General features: G+C 52.4%; 20 protein-coding genes. 13 read left to right on the top strand and 7 right to left on the bottom strand.

The window, feature by feature from the left end:
* Positions 1–3: 3 nt before the first annotated feature.
* The 4 genes from FE783_RS11430 to FE783_RS11415 are packed head-to-tail and all read right to left on the bottom strand — an operon-like array spanning position 4 to position 1,274.
* The gene (locus FE783_RS11430) at positions 4–183 is read right to left on the bottom strand and encodes a spore gernimation protein GerPD (RefSeq protein WP_138879480.1); all 180 of its coding nucleotides are present in this window, start codon (positions 181–183) and stop codon (positions 4–6) included.
* A complete protein-coding gene (gerPC, locus tag FE783_RS11425; RefSeq protein ID WP_138879479.1) occupies positions 180–773 on the bottom strand; it encodes a spore germination protein GerPC in 594 nt (197 codons plus the stop codon). Before gerPC ends, FE783_RS11430 begins: the two co-directional genes overlap by 4 nt.
* A gap of 54 nt (positions 774–827) precedes the next feature.
* Complete coding sequence (locus tag FE783_RS11420; protein WP_138879478.1) at positions 828–1,034, bottom strand: spore germination protein GerPB; 207 nt, start codon at positions 1,032–1,034, stop codon at positions 828–830.
* Between the two features lie 3 nt (positions 1,035–1,037).
* Positions 1,038–1,274 (bottom strand): spore germination protein, encoded by a 237-nt coding sequence (locus FE783_RS11415; protein ID WP_138879477.1) that lies wholly within the window; start codon positions 1,272–1,274, stop codon positions 1,038–1,040.
* Between the two features lie 130 nt (positions 1,275–1,404).
* Between FE783_RS11415 and FE783_RS11410 the strand changes: the two genes are divergently transcribed.
* Positions 1,405–1,869, top strand: coding sequence for an Hsp20/alpha crystallin family protein (locus tag FE783_RS11410; RefSeq protein WP_138879476.1), 465 nt, complete (start codon positions 1,405–1,407; stop codon positions 1,867–1,869).
* Positions 1,870–1,967: 98 nt separating this feature from the next.
* Here FE783_RS11410 and FE783_RS11405 read toward each other — a convergent pair whose 3' ends face one another.
* Positions 1,968–2,180 (bottom strand): spore germination protein, encoded by a 213-nt coding sequence (locus tag FE783_RS11405; RefSeq protein WP_138879475.1) that lies wholly within the window; start codon positions 2,178–2,180, stop codon positions 1,968–1,970.
* Positions 2,181–2,371: 191 nt separating this feature from the next.
* On the opposite strand from FE783_RS11405, the gene FE783_RS11400 reads away from it, so the two are divergent.
* From FE783_RS11400 to murA, 6 genes are all read left to right on the top strand, one after another.
* Positions 2,372–2,827, top strand: a complete 456-nt coding sequence (locus FE783_RS11400; protein WP_202916173.1) for a LysM domain-containing protein — start codon at positions 2,372–2,374, stop codon at positions 2,825–2,827.
* A 346-nt stretch (positions 2,828–3,173) separates the two neighbouring features.
* Positions 3,174–4,112, top strand: a complete 939-nt coding sequence (rpoD, locus tag FE783_RS11395) for an RNA polymerase sigma factor RpoD (RefSeq protein ID WP_138879474.1) — start codon at positions 3,174–3,176, stop codon at positions 4,110–4,112.
* A gap of 117 nt (positions 4,113–4,229) precedes the next feature.
* Entirely contained in the window at positions 4,230–5,162 is a 933-nt protein-coding gene (locus tag FE783_RS11390; protein WP_138879473.1) for a manganese-dependent inorganic pyrophosphatase, read from the top strand.
* 169 nt (positions 5,163–5,331) lie between these two features.
* A complete protein-coding gene (locus tag FE783_RS11385; RefSeq protein WP_138879472.1) occupies positions 5,332–6,171 on the top strand; it encodes a Gfo/Idh/MocA family oxidoreductase in 840 nt (279 codons plus the stop codon).
* A gap of 180 nt (positions 6,172–6,351) precedes the next feature.
* Complete coding sequence (locus tag FE783_RS11380; RefSeq protein WP_238402991.1) at positions 6,352–7,050, top strand: FHA domain-containing protein; 699 nt, start codon at positions 6,352–6,354, stop codon at positions 7,048–7,050.
* 25 nt (positions 7,051–7,075) lie between these two features.
* Positions 7,076–8,368 (top strand): UDP-N-acetylglucosamine 1-carboxyvinyltransferase, encoded by a 1,293-nt coding sequence (gene murA / locus FE783_RS11375; protein ID WP_138879471.1) that lies wholly within the window; start codon positions 7,076–7,078, stop codon positions 8,366–8,368.
* Positions 8,369–8,424: 56 nt separating this feature from the next.
* Here murA and FE783_RS11370 read toward each other — a convergent pair whose 3' ends face one another.
* Positions 8,425–9,645 carry a chromate transporter gene (locus tag FE783_RS11370; protein ID WP_138879470.1) on the bottom strand — a complete coding sequence of 407 codons (1,221 nt, stop codon included), beginning with the start codon at positions 9,643–9,645 and terminating at the stop codon, positions 8,425–8,427.
* 192 nt (positions 9,646–9,837) lie between these two features.
* On the opposite strand from FE783_RS11370, the gene FE783_RS11365 reads away from it, so the two are divergent.
* The 6 genes from FE783_RS11365 to FE783_RS11340 all read left to right on the top strand — a co-directional run bounded on the left by FE783_RS11365 (position 9,838) and on the right by FE783_RS11340 (position 15,007).
* Positions 9,838–10,575 (top strand): hypothetical protein, encoded by a 738-nt coding sequence (locus FE783_RS11365; RefSeq protein WP_158301743.1) that lies wholly within the window; start codon positions 9,838–9,840, stop codon positions 10,573–10,575.
* A 67-nt stretch (positions 10,576–10,642) separates the two neighbouring features.
* A complete protein-coding gene (locus FE783_RS11360; protein WP_138879468.1) occupies positions 10,643–11,089 on the top strand; it encodes a Fur family transcriptional regulator in 447 nt (148 codons plus the stop codon).
* Between the two features lie 129 nt (positions 11,090–11,218).
* Entirely contained in the window at positions 11,219–12,454 is a 1,236-nt protein-coding gene (locus tag FE783_RS11355) for a hypothetical protein (protein ID WP_138879467.1), read from the top strand.
* Between the two features lie 109 nt (positions 12,455–12,563).
* Positions 12,564–13,790: an amidohydrolase family protein gene (locus FE783_RS11350; protein ID WP_138879466.1), complete on the top strand. Its 1,227-nt coding sequence runs from the start codon at positions 12,564–12,566 to the stop codon at positions 13,788–13,790.
* Between the two features lie 14 nt (positions 13,791–13,804).
* Positions 13,805–14,521: a sigma-70 family RNA polymerase sigma factor gene (locus FE783_RS11345; protein ID WP_238402990.1), complete on the top strand. Its 717-nt coding sequence runs from the start codon at positions 13,805–13,807 to the stop codon at positions 14,519–14,521.
* A gap of 72 nt (positions 14,522–14,593) precedes the next feature.
* Complete coding sequence (locus FE783_RS11340) at positions 14,594–15,007, top strand: VOC family protein (RefSeq protein WP_138879464.1); 414 nt, start codon at positions 14,594–14,596, stop codon at positions 15,005–15,007.
* 198 nt (positions 15,008–15,205) lie between these two features.
* Here the strand turns inward: FE783_RS11340 and spoIIP are convergent, their stop codons facing one another.
* A complete protein-coding gene (gene spoIIP, locus FE783_RS11335) occupies positions 15,206–16,498 on the bottom strand; it encodes a stage II sporulation protein P (protein WP_138879463.1) in 1,293 nt (430 codons plus the stop codon).
* Between the last annotated feature and the right edge of the window lie 14 nt (positions 16,499–16,512).

Below are 16,512 nucleotides of genomic sequence, written 5' to 3'. Positions count from 1 at the left end.
TCATCATCTTTGCGGCGCAAGCGGAACCAATGGACCGATAATAAGCGATTCGGGAGGCGTATCGAAAATCGAAGACAAGTTGATTTCCTTCGTATCGCCGATCAAGACAACCGATGAGCTGGCGACGCCGACGATCCGGATCATGCCGATGTTCAACTGCTTATTTTCCACTTGAAAGTTCATGTCCCGTTCTCTCCTTCGCTTTTCTTCTGCTTCAAATGCTGTTGGACCGCTACCGCAATGTCGTCCTTGATCTTGTCGACAATAACGTCTTCCTTCGACCGCTTGCCGGTCGGGTCTTCGCGGACGGACTTCCAATAGTGCTCGATCCGCTTATCCATTTGTCCTTTCATATCCTGTATCATGAAATCGATATATTCTTTGCCGAGAACGACCCTGTAGTTTCCTTCATGCCCGCGGATAAGCGTCCGGCCATCTTCATCCAAATATTGATCGATACGGCTGCGGATGCGGGATATCGCTTCCATATCGTCCGTCGTCGTCATCACCTCGCTGCCGTTTACGGTGAAATCCTCGATCGATTTTCCGACATCGGGGGATATTCCGATATGAAGTGTGCCGTCCAGCTTTTCAATTTTTAATTGGTCGAATTTGTATTCAATTTTCTCCACGTTCACCGTACGCTGCTTTTTTAGAGTATCGATTTCCTGCTGCATTTGCCCGATTTTCGATTCGAGCTCCTGCAGCTTTTGCGTTTGCCACTGCAAGCAAGCATTCAGCTGTTGAAAATAGTGCGGAGGCAGCGTAAACATGCGGATCCCCCCCTTTCCTGAAATCTTATGGAATTGGATCGGTTCGGAATAGCATCATCTGGGGGAAGGGAGCGGAACTAGCGTCTCCGCGCCGACTGTGGCGGTCGCCGCCGGGGCTGCTGCGGTAAAACCGCCGGTATTGTACAAATTCGAAAGACCTTTGATCATCCCGGCGCTGCCGATTTGCAGAACCGAGGAGTTCGCTACCGATTCGACTTTCAACTGATGAATGACGATGCTTTGATGAACGATGAAATTCATAGGTCAGATTACACCCGCCTGATTCGCCAAGACGGCGTTCGCATCGGCAACATCGGCGTCGAATGTGTTGGTGCTGCTTATCGCATTATACGCCTTCACGGAATCGCCGGTATTGAACGATCCTGCCCCCGCGAACGTTTTGGACGTGCTTTGCGGCATTAATTGAATAGAGTCCCCGATATGAACGATGGAACTGGGCCCAACACTCAAAACGGTAATATTTCCTACGATCGCCGGCATCCAGTCACACCCTTATCCAATGTCGTTATTTCATTGTATGTGTAAGCCCGGGACGGTATGATAGTTCGCCGTCTTATTCATGGAGCAGCCGGGCCGTTCATATAATGAATGCAGATAAGGAGAGGGTATGATGGATGATCCGAAAAACGATATTTTCGGCAGCTTCGACTGGAAAAATTTCGGGCAATTTTTCGGGGGCAAATTTCCGCATGCGGCGAATGACTACCTGAAGGATCCGTCCTGGGTAGATCGTGTCGTGAAAGATGTGATGAAACAAGCGTTCACGAATGCGGTCGATTTGAACATGCTGAAAAATCGCTACAGAACGGAAGTATTCGAAACCCATAACAACGTCGTAGTGAAAATTCATATTCCGGACAAAGAGCAAGCCAGAAATTTGAGCGCGTTTGTCGGAATCAATCAAATCAAGCTGGAAGGATTGCCGGATGATCGCAGTGAAGTCGTCAAGCTGCCATCTCATATCGTCCCGGAAAGCTGCAAAGCGGTATACAAAAAAGGCGTGCTGCAAATGCAAATAAGAAAAGTCAAAATCAGCGAGCGAATGCATGGAGTAAACGTCCGTTATTTCGATTGACGTCTGTTTCCGGATACCTGAACGAAATAGGGCAAAGCATCGGCGCGGCATGGCGCGCCTATACTTTGCCCTATTTGTCGCAGCATTCGGTATCATTCTTATAAAGCGGAAACGGAGTCGACCACGTCGGGGTCGGATGTAATCGTGAAGCTGAGCAGCGAGATCGTTTGAGCGAAGATGCCCACATTGCCTCCGCCGGATCCGGAATACGATTTGGCCGAGCTGTTCGGAGCAATTTGCAAAACATCGCCAAACGTGACATTTCCGTCTGCGCCCGTAATGTTGATCGGAGCCAGGATGATGGATGGCATATCGAAAACTCCTTTGCGATGGAAAAGTATGTTTCACTATATGCCGCTGCCGCCGGGAAAATGCAATAGGTGAATCTCCCGGCAATTCGGCTGAAGTAAGCCTAATTTTTGATCCGGGCTGGAACCTAATCGATCGATTGTCATACGATGTACAGTCAAATGCCCACAAATGAAATGGAGGATGTTTGTTCATGGATCGTCAATTTGGAGTGCCGTTCGGCGGCTTCGGCTTCAACCCGTTCTTTTTCCCACGCCGCCGTTTTGTCCCGTTTTTCTTTTTCTCCCCGTTTTTCTTCCCATTCTTTCCATTCCGGGAAGGAGTAGAAGACCGCGACGGGACATATTACAAGCAGCATACATGGAGTGACGGGGACACGATGGAGCAGCTGGCGCAAACGTACAACGTTCCCGGGCCCGTTCTTGAAGCCGTGAATCCGCATATTCAAGCACCTTATCAGCCGGCTGCGGGAACGGTCGTTCATATTCCCCGCATGGATAAGATGTTTTGCCAGAAAATGTACGTCGAGCAAGACGTGCCCGAAGCGGCGCCTTACTCGCAGTATCCGCAGCAGCAGTATCCGTCCTACGCCGCTCAGCCTGCTGCAGCATATCCGGCTTATCCTTATCCCGTCCACCCGTCTTACTGAAAGTTAATCGTAAAGGGCAGCCCGGAACGAACGCCAAGTTCCGGGCTGCCCTTTATTTGTTTGCGGTTAAACCGAATAAATGAAAAGGTCCTCTTGCAAAATAGAAGAGGACACGAAATGACGTATTGAAATTATGTAAAAATCATGATATAATGCCGGATAGCATTTATGAATTTTGTGTTCATTAAATTTACACTACCATATTCTTGAGGTTTTGTCAATATAAGAACCGATGGAGCAATCAACTCGGGAACTTTAACGGAATTAGAGAGCAGGTACGTTATTCGTTAAAGTTCCTTAACAGTACAAACTACGTTCTACTTTCCAGGGAGGATGGAGCCGATTTATGGCGAACGATCAACGCTCGGTATCTGAGACAAAGCTTTCACTAGAGAAGGACGATCACGAACGGAACGAATTTTCCGCACATGATGATTTGTCGCTGCCCCCAGGCATTGGCATTAATGATCCGGTTCGCATGTATTTGAAAGAAATCGGCCGCGTTCAGCTTCTGTCGGGCGAAGCGGAGGTCGAGCTCGCCAAAAGGATCGAGCAAGGTGACGAGGAAGCGAAGCGCCAACTGGCGGAAGCGAATTTACGGCTCGTCGTCAGTATAGCGAGACGGTACGTCGGCCGCGGCATGCTGTTTCTCGATTTGATTCAGGAAGGCAATCTCGGTTTGATTAAAGCGGTCGAGAAGTTCGACTACTCCAAAGGATATAAATTCAGCACGTACGCAACTTGGTGGATTCGTCAGGCGATTACGAGGGCCATTGCCGACCAGGCCAGAACGATTCGGATTCCGGTACATATGGTCGAGACGATCAACAAGCTGATCCGCGTATCGAGGCAGCTTCTTCAAGAGCTCGGACGCGAGCCGACACCGGAGGAAATCGCCAAGGAAATGGATTTCAGCGACGATAAAGTCCGGGAAATCATGAAGATCGCGCAGGACCCGATTTCGCTCGAGACGCCGATCGGCGAAGAGAACGATTCGAGTCTCGGCGATTTTATCGAGGATCACGACGCGACGGCTCCGGCCGATGCGGCAGCCTTCGAATTGCTGAAGGAGCAGCTCGAAGACGTGCTGGATACATTGACGGAGCGTGAGGAGAACGTACTTCGCCTAAGATTCGGACTTGATGACGGCCGTACGCGTACGTTAGAGGAAGTTGGGCAAGTGTTCGGCGTTACGCGCGAGCGCATCCGCCAAATCGAAGCGAAGGCGCTGCGCAAGCTGAGACATCCGAGCCGGAGCAAGCGGTTGAAAGACTTTTTGGAATAAATATGGCTACCTCCATTGAAAATTCAAAAAAATCTCTGTAAAAGCATAGGAATAACATGGATTAAACGATATAATGGAAAATTGACAGGCCCAACAATTTAATGGAGGAGCTTACCAATGGAAAAAGTACTTATTTTCGGGCACAAAAATCCGGATACCGACACGATTTGCTCGGCTATCGCTTACGCCGATCTGAAGACGAAATTGGGAAAAAACGTCGAGGCCGTGCGGCTGGGCAGCGTTAACGGGGAAACCCAATATGCATTGACTTATTTCGGAGCGGATGCGCCCCGTCTTGTCGAGACCGTTGCAGGCGAAGCGAAAGGCGTTATTCTCGTAGATCATAACGAGCGTCAGCAAAGCGCGACCGACATCGATCAAGTTCGCGTCTTGGAAGTAATAGATCATCACCGGATCGCCAATTTCGAAACGAGCCATCCTTTGTACTATCGCGCCGAGCCGGTAGGCTGCACGGCGACGATTTTGAACAAATTGTACAAGGAGAACGGCGTAGCCATTTCCAAACCGATCGCGGGTCTTATGCTTTCCGCCATCATTTCCGATTCGCTGCTGTTCAAATCGCCGACTTGCACGGAGGAAGACGTAGCCGCTGCCCGCGAGCTGGCCGAAATCGCCGGCGTCAACGCCGATAGCTACGGTCTCGAGATGCTGAAGGCCGGAGCGGACTTGAGCGACAAAACGATCAGCCAGCTGATCTCGCTCGATTCCAAAGAATTTACGATGGGCTCAAGCAAAGTGGAGATCGCGCAAGTCAATGCCGTCGATGTGAACGACGTGCTTTCCCGTCAAGCAGAGCTTGAGGCAGCGCTTTCCGCTATCATTGCCGACAAAGGGTTGGATTTGTTCGTTTTCGTCGTTACCGACATTTTGAACAACGATTCGGTAGCTCTGGCGCTCGGCAAGGCGACCGATGCCGTCGAGAAAGCTTATAACGTTACGCTTGTCGACAACAAAGCCGTGCTGAAAGGCGTCGTATCGCGCAAATCGCAAATCGTTCCCGTTCTGACTGATACTTTCAATCATAAATAATAATGAAGCAACCGAAGCCTGTGCCGCTTATAACCGCGACACGGGCTTTTTTGTGTCTGGAGCGGAATGCCCAAAAGAAAATAAAATCCGAAAATTTATTCCGATTCTGCTATAATGGAATCTGGGACTTGAATTCAGGATTAAGAAACCGGACGAGAAGGTGAAGGATATGAAAACAATTGGTTTTATCGATTACTTTTTGGATGAATGGCACGCGGAGAAATATCCGGGCTGGATCGAAAGCGCGACCGGCGGGAAGATGAAGGTGGCGTACGCGTACGGCATGACCGATAAGCCGGGCGGACTTACGAACGCCGAATGGTGCGAGAAGAAAGGAATCGAGCTGCTTCCCACGATCGAGGACGTCATCCGGAAAAGCGATTATTTGATCGTGTTGTCCCCCGACTATCCGGAGTATCATGAGGAGCTGTCCAGACTGCCCTTGCAGTCCGGTAAACCGACCTACATAGACAAGACGTTCGCTCCCGACCGGAAAACCGCGCTTCTTCTGTTCGAATGGGCGGAGAAGTACGGGACACCGATGTATTCTTCTTCGGCGCTTCGTTTCGCTTCGGAATATACGGAGCTCGACAAAGCGGGGATCGAGACGATATGCAGCACGGGACCGGGGAAATTCGCCAACTACTCGATTCATCAAATCGAGCCGATCGTGGCCTTGATGGGCAGCGACGTCAAGCGCGTCATGTTCACCGGCACCGAGAAGTCTCCCGCGCTGCTGATCGGCTTTGCGGACGGCAGGCAAGCGACCGTCAATCATTTCGGCAACGGAACTCCGTTCGGCATGATTGTGGACTACGCTTCCGGCAATGCCAAATCGATCAAGATTCAGTCGGATTTCTTCAACTTGTTCATCCAAAATTTGGTCGTTTTCTTCGAAACGGGTAAGGTGGTTGTCGACCCGGCGGATACGGTCGCGATTATTACCATTATCGAATACGGCTTGAAAGCGGCGAAGACGCCGTATCAGTGGCTGGAGCTGCCTGAGTAATAGCAATAAACGAACCGTCTGCCGCTTTTGCCGCCGACGGTTTGTTTTTGTTTTGGTCTGTGGAGAACGGGGGATTTGTTTTTATAAGCCAATTATGAGGGTTGCGTCAGTGACTTCGTAATTTCATATTGACGCCGAATGAGGTATGATGGTATAGACCGCTAAGAATTGTCGGAGGGAATGAAGCTGGATACATTCGCTTGTCTGTATATTGTCCGGGGAGACCCTTTTCGGCCTGGAACATGCTTGAACTTATCGTCTGCGGAAACGGTCTTCGGCAGAACGTCCACCGAGTATTCGCCGGATTTTTCTTTCACGAACGCCTTTATATCGCGCAAACACTTCGTGATCCGCAAAGAAGGAGAGCAGGCGATATTGTACGATTTGGGAAGCCCCAACGGCACCGAAATCAACGGAAACCGGGTCGTTCCCCATACCCCGTACCCGCTTCAATCTTGCGACATGATCAAGCTCGCGAAAGGAATGATCGTCATTCATTTCTCGTACTTGTTCGGGGAGCAGACTCTGGAGCTGGAGCCGCTCAGAGTGACCCAGCAGTGGGATGAGCCGCACGGACCCGTGACGATCCAATGGGAGAAACGGGAATGCGTTATCGACGGCAAACGGATCGCCATGTCGGAGAAGGAATATTTGCTGCTCCATCTGCTGCATGAGCATTCCGATCGGCTTGTATCCAACAACGACATCAAGGCGGCGGTATGGTCCGACCGCACCCCGGGACCGGACGGAGTTCCGGATGTCAGCATGGATGAATTGAGCGCGCTGATTTACCGGATACGCAGAAAGTACGGCAAGGAAACGTTTCTTATTAGCGCAGTACGCGGCAGCGGCTATATATTGGAGAGCGATTCGAAATAACGATCATACAAACGGAGGCACGCCAATGCGATACATTCAAGTGGAGCCAAGCGGAGCGCTTCGCGGTTCCGTACATATTCCCGGCTCGAAAAACAGCTCGCTTGCCTTGCTCGCCGCAGCCTGCTTGGCTGACGACGTCGTCACGCTGGAAGGGATTCCCGCTCTCGATGATTTAAGGCAAATTGCCGGTATCGCGCAAGATATCGGCTTGGACATGCAAAGGCTGGACAACGGGGATATGCGACTCGATCCCCGCTATATTCATAGCGCTACGATCGATCCGGGCAAAGCTTCCGCTTACCGGGCGTCATACTACTTCGCCGGGGCGCTGCTCGCGAAATTCGGCCGGGTGACGATCGGGTTTCCGGGTGGAGACGATTTCAAATCGAGGCCGATCGATCAGCATGTCAAAGCGTTTCAGGCGCTCGGCGCCAAGGTGACGTTTCAAGACGATTATTATGTTGTGGAAGCGTCGGAATTGCGTGGAGCCGACATATACTTCGATACGATCACGCATGGGGCGACCGTTAACAGTATGATGGCCGCCGTGCGCGCCAAGGGACGGACAAATTTGTACCATGCGGCGGTAGATCCGGAAGTAGTCGATGCAGCCCGGTTTCTTAACCAGCTCGGAGCCCGTATTTACGGTGCCGGGACGGACCATATCCGAATCGAAGGAGTCCCCTATTTGAACGGAGGGACGCACTCGGTTATCCCCGACCGTCTGGTGGCGGGCTCGTTCCTGATGGCTGCCGGAATAACCGGAGGTCAAATAACGGTGACGGACATCATACCGGAGCACCTGGGGTCATGTATCGCCAAGCTGAGAGAAGTCGGACTTGAGATCGAAAGCGGAGACAGCAGTGTCACCGCGTACGGAACGGGTAACGTCAAAGCTGCGAGAATACGGACTGCGATGTATCCGGGCTTCGCGACGGACCTGCAGCAGCCCATGACCGCCCTGCTGCTGACGGCGAAAGGGAAAAGCATCGTCACGGACAAAATATTCCCGCACCGGTTCAACCACGTCCCGCAGCTTCGCAGAATGGGTGCCGACATCGAGGTCCGCAAGGAAAGCGCCTTTATTAAAGGCGGTCGTCCGCTTGCGGGCGGCTGGGTGCACGCGACGGACGTTCGCGCGGGAACTTGCCTTGTACTGGCGGGGATGGTGGCGGATGGACATACCCGGATAACGGGCGTTGAGCATTTGGAGCGCGGCTATACCGATATTATCGGAAGCTTGCGTTCGCTTGGGGCGAGCATTTCGCTGATCGAGCGGAAGTCGGACGCCGGAAGCCGAGAATCGGACTGCATGTAGAACGTTAAAAACGCCAAGCTTTGCGCGACAGCGCGGGCTTGGCGTTTTTTTTCCGTTCAAGCGATCCAATGAATGAACGCACCGCCCGCTGCGCCTGCGGCGACCACGATCCAAGGCGGCAATTTCCAGAAGGCCAGCATCATAAAAAGAATGGAGACTAGCGCGAAATCGACGGGGGCGCGTATGGCCGTCGTCCATAAAGGATCGTACAAAGCCGCCAGCAATATTCCGACAACAGCGGCTTGAACGCCGGTTAATGCCGCCTGTACATTGGCGCTTCTGCGCAAAGAGTTCCAGAAGGGCAAAGTCCCGACGACCAGCAGGAAGGCAGGCGTGAAAATAGCTGCCGTAGCGACGAGAGCCCCGCCGATACCGCCTGTCATTGCGCCCAAATAGGAGGCAAAAGTGAAAAGCGGACCGGGGACGGCCTGTGCGGCCCCATAGCCTGCGATAAATTGCTCTTGACTGACCCATCCCGTCGGCACGACCTCCCGTTCGAGCAGCGGGAGGACGACATGACCGCCTCCGAAGACGAGAGAGCCGGCTCGGTAGAAACTATCGAACAGCGGCAGCCAGCCGGTAACCGCGGTTTGCCGGAATATCGGCAGCGCGATCAGGAGCGCTCCGAACAAGATCAAACAGGAGACGGCTGCTTTCCGGCCGATTCGTATCCGCAGATCCGGGGACTCCGCACGAACCGTACCCCGATACAGACGAAGCCCGATCAGGCCGGCCAATACGATGAGGAGCACTTGGGTAACGGCCGACTGCCATAGTAAGGTGACGGACGCCGTTAAGACTGCGATTGTCGCTCGGCTCCGATCGGACGCAAGCTTCTGCCCCATGCCCGACACGGCATGGGCGACGATCGCAACGGCAACAATTTTCAGTCCATGTATCCATCCCGACCCGGCAATATCGAATCCATGCATCAAGTATGCGAACATAACGAGCGCAATAACGGACGGAAGCGTAAAGCCCAGCCAAGCCGTCAATCCGCCCCATAATCCGGCCCGTACGATGCCGATTCCGATGCCGACTTGGCTGCTGGCGGGACCGGGCAGAAATTGGCATAGCGCCACCAAATCCGCATAGCTTGTCTCGTCCAGCCATTTCCGGCGCACTACATATTCATCGCGAAAGTAAGCGAGATGAGCGATCGGCCCCCCGAATGAGGTTAGGCCAAGCTTGGCCGATACGATCCCTACCTCGGCCAGACGACGCAGATAAGATTTCGTTCCGTAATTGGGCGATGCGTTGTTTTGCAGCGATTCCATTGGAAATGTTGCTCCTTAGCGCACGATATACGGAGATTGTATGCCTTAATCTGCATCGATGCAATAGGATCAAGGTACAAAACGAAATTTTAACACAATTCTTCGTACAGCGTGCCCGGCGGACCGATCGAACTTTTTCGAATGTCCGGGGTCCGTGTGGTACAATGGATAAAAACATCTTGGAGTGATCCGGTGAGTTACCAGTTTGCTATAGAAAACGAGAATTACGAAGATTTCGCGAGCGGACGCGTGTTGTATAATCAGCACGGCGCCACGGCCTTTCCGGTCCGATTGGCGAGCGAGCTGTTTCAGCGGGGGAAAGCTTATTTGACCGGCAAAGGAAATGATGGCCCTTACCGGATTTACGACCCATGCTGCGGCGGCGGGTACCTTCTCGCCTCGATCGGTTTTCTGCATCGGGAATATATTGAGACGATCACCGCATCGGATGTCGATCCTGCGGCCGTGGAGCTGGCCTCCAGAAATTTGTCGCTGCTGACGGCGGCAGGCTTGCAGGCACGCATCGGACAAATCCGGCAAATGCATGGAAGCTTCGGCAAAGATTCGCATTTGGCGGCGCTTGCGAGTGCGGAAAAACTAGGGAAGCTGATCGGCGAACCCTTTTCTCCCGAGTCGCTGGAATGTTTCGCGGAGGATGCAACCGAATTATCCGACCGATTGAGCGGACAGCACTTCGATATGATCGTCTCGGACGTTCCTTACGGCAATCAAGTGGAGTGGAAATCGGAGTCGGGCGATCCGGTCGGCCATATGCTGAACCGGTTGGAGCCTCTTATGGCTCCGGTCTCCATCCTCATACTCGTAAGCGCGAAAGATCAGAAAATAGATCACGACCGGTTCCGCAAGCTCGGTCAAATCAAGCTCGGAAAAAGACGGGCTACTTTGCTCGAATCGGCGGAAGCTCGTTGAATTGTTGACAGAAGCGGTTCATTTGTTGCACTATGAGGGTAATGCGGACCGGAAAGGAATTATCTTCATGACAGACGCGAATAAAGTAAAGCTCATGATCGAGATCATGGCCAGGAACGGCTGGAGAATTACGGAACAGCGCAGGACGTTGGCCGAGATTTTCGTCAAAAACGAAGGTTATTTATCTCCCAAAGACGTATATGACCAGATGACGGTCGATTATCCAAGCGTCAGCTTCGATACGGTATATCGCAACCTTAGGCTGCTGAGCGAGATGGGGGCGCTGGAGCAGTTCTACTTCATGGATGGAGGGCTTAAATTCCGCGGCAGCTGCATGAGCCATCACCATCATCACCTCATTTGCATCAACTGCGAGAAGACGTTATCGTTCGAATATTGTCCGATGGAGCAAAGACTCGAGCTTCCCGGCAATTTCAAAATAGTGAATCATCGGTTCGAGGTTTATGGTGTATGCGAGGAATGCCAAGCCGAACCGTCCGTATCTACCTCTTAACCGCATTCGCCGCACCAAGTCGACCGAAAGCAGGATACATGCACACAGATCTGGTGCGTATATCCTGCTTTTTTGCTAAGTAATCGAAGCCGTCTACCAATCTAAACCGTCGAGGAGGTAATGATGGAAATGATGTCATCCCGCACGAGTAAGGCGGATCAGTCGGCCAGCGATCCAAGGATGAGTAATCAAGAGCTGCAGCAAAAATCGGCGGCGGTCTTGCCGACGCTGAGAAAGGCGGGTCTTCTTCAGCGCACAATCGGGAATCGAGCGATGGGTACGCTGCTGCAGAGGCAGTTCCAACCGAACACGGCCCGGGAGAAGCCGAACCGGCCCGTTATCCAAAGGTACTTCGTCATCGACTCGGGAGCCGAGGAATACCCGGCCAAAAAAGAATATCGAAAGTATTTGAAAAATAAAGACGCTGCGAACGACGATCAATTCTTCATCAGTCAGGTAGAGCAGGACGATAGCTTCTACAGCGCGGAGAAAGGGAAAGACAATAAGTATGGGCCTAATTTGGTATACAAAAGCAACGCAAATTTAGCGGTTTCCGACAATCTGGACTTGGCTATCGAAGAGACGGACGGAGAGCCCAAAGTGTTCTTCGCCACTAAGGATCGGATCCAAGAGGCTAACGATGTGCTGAAAGGCAGCGTTGAACTCGTATTGACCAACAAAATATTACAAATCGCAAGCAGCGGCGGAACGAAAACGTTATTCCAGGTCATTCCGTCCGTACCCGATAAAAAGGAGAAGGGCCTCGATGTCAAAACGCCGCAGCGCTGCAACGAAGCCGCCCAATTCGTTACGGGCGCCGTAGGATTGGAAATGAAGGGTAACCAGAAAGTGTACCAATTATTGACCGAACTGCTTACCCGCGTAACCGGGCGGGATTTTGTCGCCGAATATAAGGATGCATACGAAAAAGCGGTGAATAACAGGGATACGGCCGATTTGCTCGCGGTCATGGACGATTTAAGCACCGAGTTTCGGCGCGTACGGAACGACGAAGAGACGATTGCGATTATGAAAGAGCTCAACATGAACGAATATATGATTCCGAAAATCGGCGATGCGATTACGACATTCGGCATTGCTACGAGGACGGAGGAAAGCGCTGCCGATAAGAACGAAATTTTCATGTATCATTTTGCCAGTGTGGTAGCCCGCAGCGGGCCGGATTATATTACGATGGAAAATTATGCGCGGAGAGACGAGAAAAGCAAGGGTACCTTGTCGGGCGGAGACCCGCTTTACTTTTTCAAAATGCACGGAACCGCCGATTCGGCCAAAAGCTGGCACAATCATATGGTGGGGACCGGCAATTTTATCGGCGCGGTCGTTTCGTTTGTAGTCAATTGAGTTTCAAGGCGCAATGTTGACGGCGGGCTTGCGGGTCGATATACTTGCATTCAATGTGTGCTCCAATCAGCATTCGGATGCATCTAACTGGACAAGGAGTGAGCGGAGCATGATCGGCGGTTCCTATTGGTTGACTAATGTGCGTATGGAAAGCGGGTATCGATTCGAGAACGGCGAGGTTGTCGCTACGGAAACGGAAATAGGCAGCGTCAGAATCGAGTCCGGCACCTTTGCGGAGATCGTACGATCCGATGCCCCGATGCACAGCGATTTGCCGAAGTACGATGCCAATCGGCTGCTGTTGCTGCCATCGTTTCGGGAGGCCCATATTCATTTGGACAAAACGTATTACGGGGGTGAATGGAAAGCGGTCCGGCCGGCGGCGAGCATCTATGAACGCATCGAAGAGGAGAGAAGGCTGCTGCCCCAGCTGCTGCCCGAAGCCCAACATAGAGCGGAACGGCTGTTGGAGCTCGTTTTCGGATTCGGGTCCACCCACGTCCGGTCGCATTGCAATATCGAGCCGGTCAGCGGTTTGCGAAACTTGGAAGCGACAATGCGGGCGATCGACACGTATTCCGGAAAGCTATCGCATGAAATCGTAGCGTTCCCGCAGCATGGCTTGCTGCGCTCCGGCTCCGTCGAGTTGGTAAGAGAGGCTATGCGCAATGGCGCGACCTTGGTAGGGGGATTGGACCCCGCTACTGTGGACGATGACATGGAGAAGTCGCTCCAGACGATAATCGAAATCGCCGTTGATGCGAATGCGGGCATCGATATACATCTTCATGACCGCGGGGAGCCGGGGAAGAAAGTTCTTCTCCGCTTGGCCGAGCTTACCGAAGAAGCGGGTCTGCAAGGGAAAGTGACCGTCAGCCACGCGTTCTGGTTTGCAGCCGCTCCGAAGGAAGAAGCCGAGGAAATGGCCGGACGGTTTGCCGAGCTCGGCATTGCCGTCGCTTCCACGGTTCCGATCGGCCGGACGATCATGCCGATTCCGATGCTCCATGACAAAGGAGTGCGTGTCGGGCTTGGCACGGACAGCGTTACCGACCACTGGTCCCCGTTCGGGACGGGCGACAATTTGGAGAAGGCGGGCAGACTGGCCGAGCTGTACGGCTACTCGAACGAATGGTCCCTCTCCCGGTCTCTCGGCTTCATTACAGGCGGTATAACGCCGCTCGGTTCGGACGGGAAGAGGGTATGGCCCGCCGTCGGGGATGAGGCTAGCGTTGCGCTCGTCCACGCCAGTTGCTCCGCCGAGGCGGTTGCCAGAAGGTCACAGCGTCAAGCCGTGTTGTATAAAGGCAGGCTCGTATCCGGAAGCCTTATGTAGGAGGCCGGTTGCAGGTGAACGCTTATTTAACAGTGGAACGATTTCTGCCGCGATTAAAGCACTACTGCCGTAGTCTTACCGGAAACGAATGGGATGCGGAGGATTTGGTCCAGGAAGTACTCACGAAAGTATATCGTTCGCTGCAGCAATCCCCTGATCGGGGAATTGGGATAGCCTTTCTTTATCGTATCGCCCAAAATGCTTGGATTGACCATTGTCGCAAGCAACAGGCATCAGAAGTATTCGATGAAGAGATGCACCTGACCACTTCCTCGGCTTGGAGCGAAATGGAGATCCGGGAGCAGCTTGAACATCTTGCCGATCAATTGAACTCCCGGCAAATGGTTCTCATCCTCGTTATGGATATATTCCAATTTAGTGCGGCAGAAACAGCCGAACTGTTAAAGTCAACCGTAGGGGCGGTGAAAGAGGGACTCAAACGAGCGCGTCATCGTTTAAAGGCACTGGCTGCCAAGTCCAGGCTAAGCCCGGAAGAGAATGGTCGTTTCCAGACGAATAAGCCGAAGCTCGAAGCCGGAACTACACCGGCTTTATTTGAACGGTTTCTGACGGGCTTTCGCGCCGGCGATCCGGAGGAGATCTGCAGAGCGTATTTGGAATTGTCGTCCCAAGGAGTATATATCGAGAAGATTACTCCCGAGGCGGGAGTTTACTCGTTCACGTTCCGAGATCCGAACGGTCATTTAATCGCTTTTTTTCAAGAAATTTAGCCGGCCCGTTTCTTTTAGGCATTTTCCAACGTTACTAATAGTGAAATGATCCCACTATAAGGAGATGCGAGGATGGCAGTTAAAGTAAAAAATTATGCAGTAGTACAACTACCCGTAAAAGACCTGGAGGCTTCCGTAAGCTGGTATCAGAACGTATTGGGAATTCCTTTTACGTTCGAGTTTCGGCCGGGGGATAATGAGGCGTGGTTAAATGTAGGCGGGGTAGGGCTCGGCTTAATTCGAAGTCCCAAAGTTCCAAGCTTGGACTTTACGAACAGCAGAGGGCAGCTTCAGCCGATTTTCTCCCTGCAGGTAGATAACATACATAGCGTATATCAAGAGCTGAAGGAAAAGGGAGTCGAGACCGGCGAGCTGGTCTATAAGAAGAGCGGCGGGTACAGCTTTACGCTCCGGGACCCGGACGGACATTTATCCAACCTGTGGGGCGGATGGCCTTCGGCTGAGGACGAGCGGGCCCATTCATAACGAAATGCGCACTTTATAGGCCAGGGACCTTCTCTTTCGAGAGATCCCCGGCCTTTTTCCGTTGAGACTAGACTTATGACCGGGCTTCCGTATAAGGGGACTTTCTTCCAAGGGGACACAGTCAAAAACTTGTTGAAATGAGAAGAGGCCAACCGGCAAAGCCGGCTGACCTCTTCGAAATGTATCTATTATGCCGGTTCAAGACCGATAATACTCGGCAAAAACTTCGGCGAACGCTTCCGCCGACAGCAGGCTCTCTTCGAGCGTGTTGTTTACGCCTCCGATTTCCAGCAGCAGACTGCCGGGGGCGATGTCCTGGTTGTATTCTCCATTTCCATCATGGACGCTTTTGGAAAGTATGCCGCGCGACAAACCGGGATACTTCTTGTTCAGCCGTTCATTCAACGCCTCGGCGAATTTCTTGTTCTCCGTGTAATCGGGATGTGCGGTTCCGATGACGAATAAAATGCCGGCATACGATTTTCCGTCGATCGTAACCGTAGTTTTGTCGCGCGGCACGTTGGCGTCGCGGTGAATGTCGAAGAAATAAGTCAAGGAAGGATGAGCTTTCACCGCCTTGTTGACGGCTTTACGCGACTCCGAGTAGGAATGGGCGTAGCTCAATTTTTGTTCCTTCAGCTTCTCGGCAAAGTCGGCATCCTCGATTATCGACGGGATTCCCCGCTCCTGCAAGTGCCTCCCTAATTCCTTGCCAACAAGCGTAATGTTCACTTCGGGATCGTCGAAGGAAGTGCCATTTACATTGCGGGCGACTTTGTTCCAAGACTCGCGATTATGCGAATGATAAATATACACTTTAGTGTCGGATTGTTGATTATCCTTAGCGGATATAGTCCCGCTATCGCCGGGACTGCCGGCAATACCGGTTTTTACGACCCAACCTGCGACATAAGCGGTACCGCCGCCCGAGAGCGAAACTTTATACCAATCTCCATCGGAACCGACTACCGGAAACGTATTGCCCGGCTTCGCCTTGCCGATAATGTCATAATCGAGTCCCGGCCCGCTTCGCAGATTGGTGACATCCACAATGTTAACGACGGTTTCCTTGTTATCCGGTTCTTTCGGATCAGGAGGTTCGGACTTCGTAATGACGGCTTTTTCCGGCGGTTTGGCCGGTGCGGGCATGTCAATTTGCACGACCCAGCCGGCGACAAAGGCGGTACCGCCGCCCGAGAGCGAAACTTTATACCAATCTCCATCGGAACCGACGACCGGAAACGAATTGCCGGGCTTGGCCTTGCCAATAATATCATAATCGAGTCCCGGTCCGCTTCGCAGATTGGTGACATCTACTATGTTAACGACAGCTTCCTTCCGGGGAAGCCCTTTCTTCGAATCGGTCTGTGCGGCTTTCGCGTTGACGGGATGATCCGGCGGTTTGACCGAAGAGGACGCTGAAGCAGGATCGGCTGCACCGATCAGCAATAAAGAGAATACGGTACCACTAAGCAATTTATTACGCAGCAATAAAGCTCCCTCTC

The organism is Paenibacillus mesophilus, from assembly GCF_005938385.1.
In the GTDB taxonomy this organism is placed as follows: Bacteria; Bacillota; Bacilli; order Paenibacillales; family NBRC-103111; genus Paenibacillus_AB; species Paenibacillus_AB mesophilus.
This window is presented reverse-complemented; position numbering and strand designations above follow the sequence as displayed.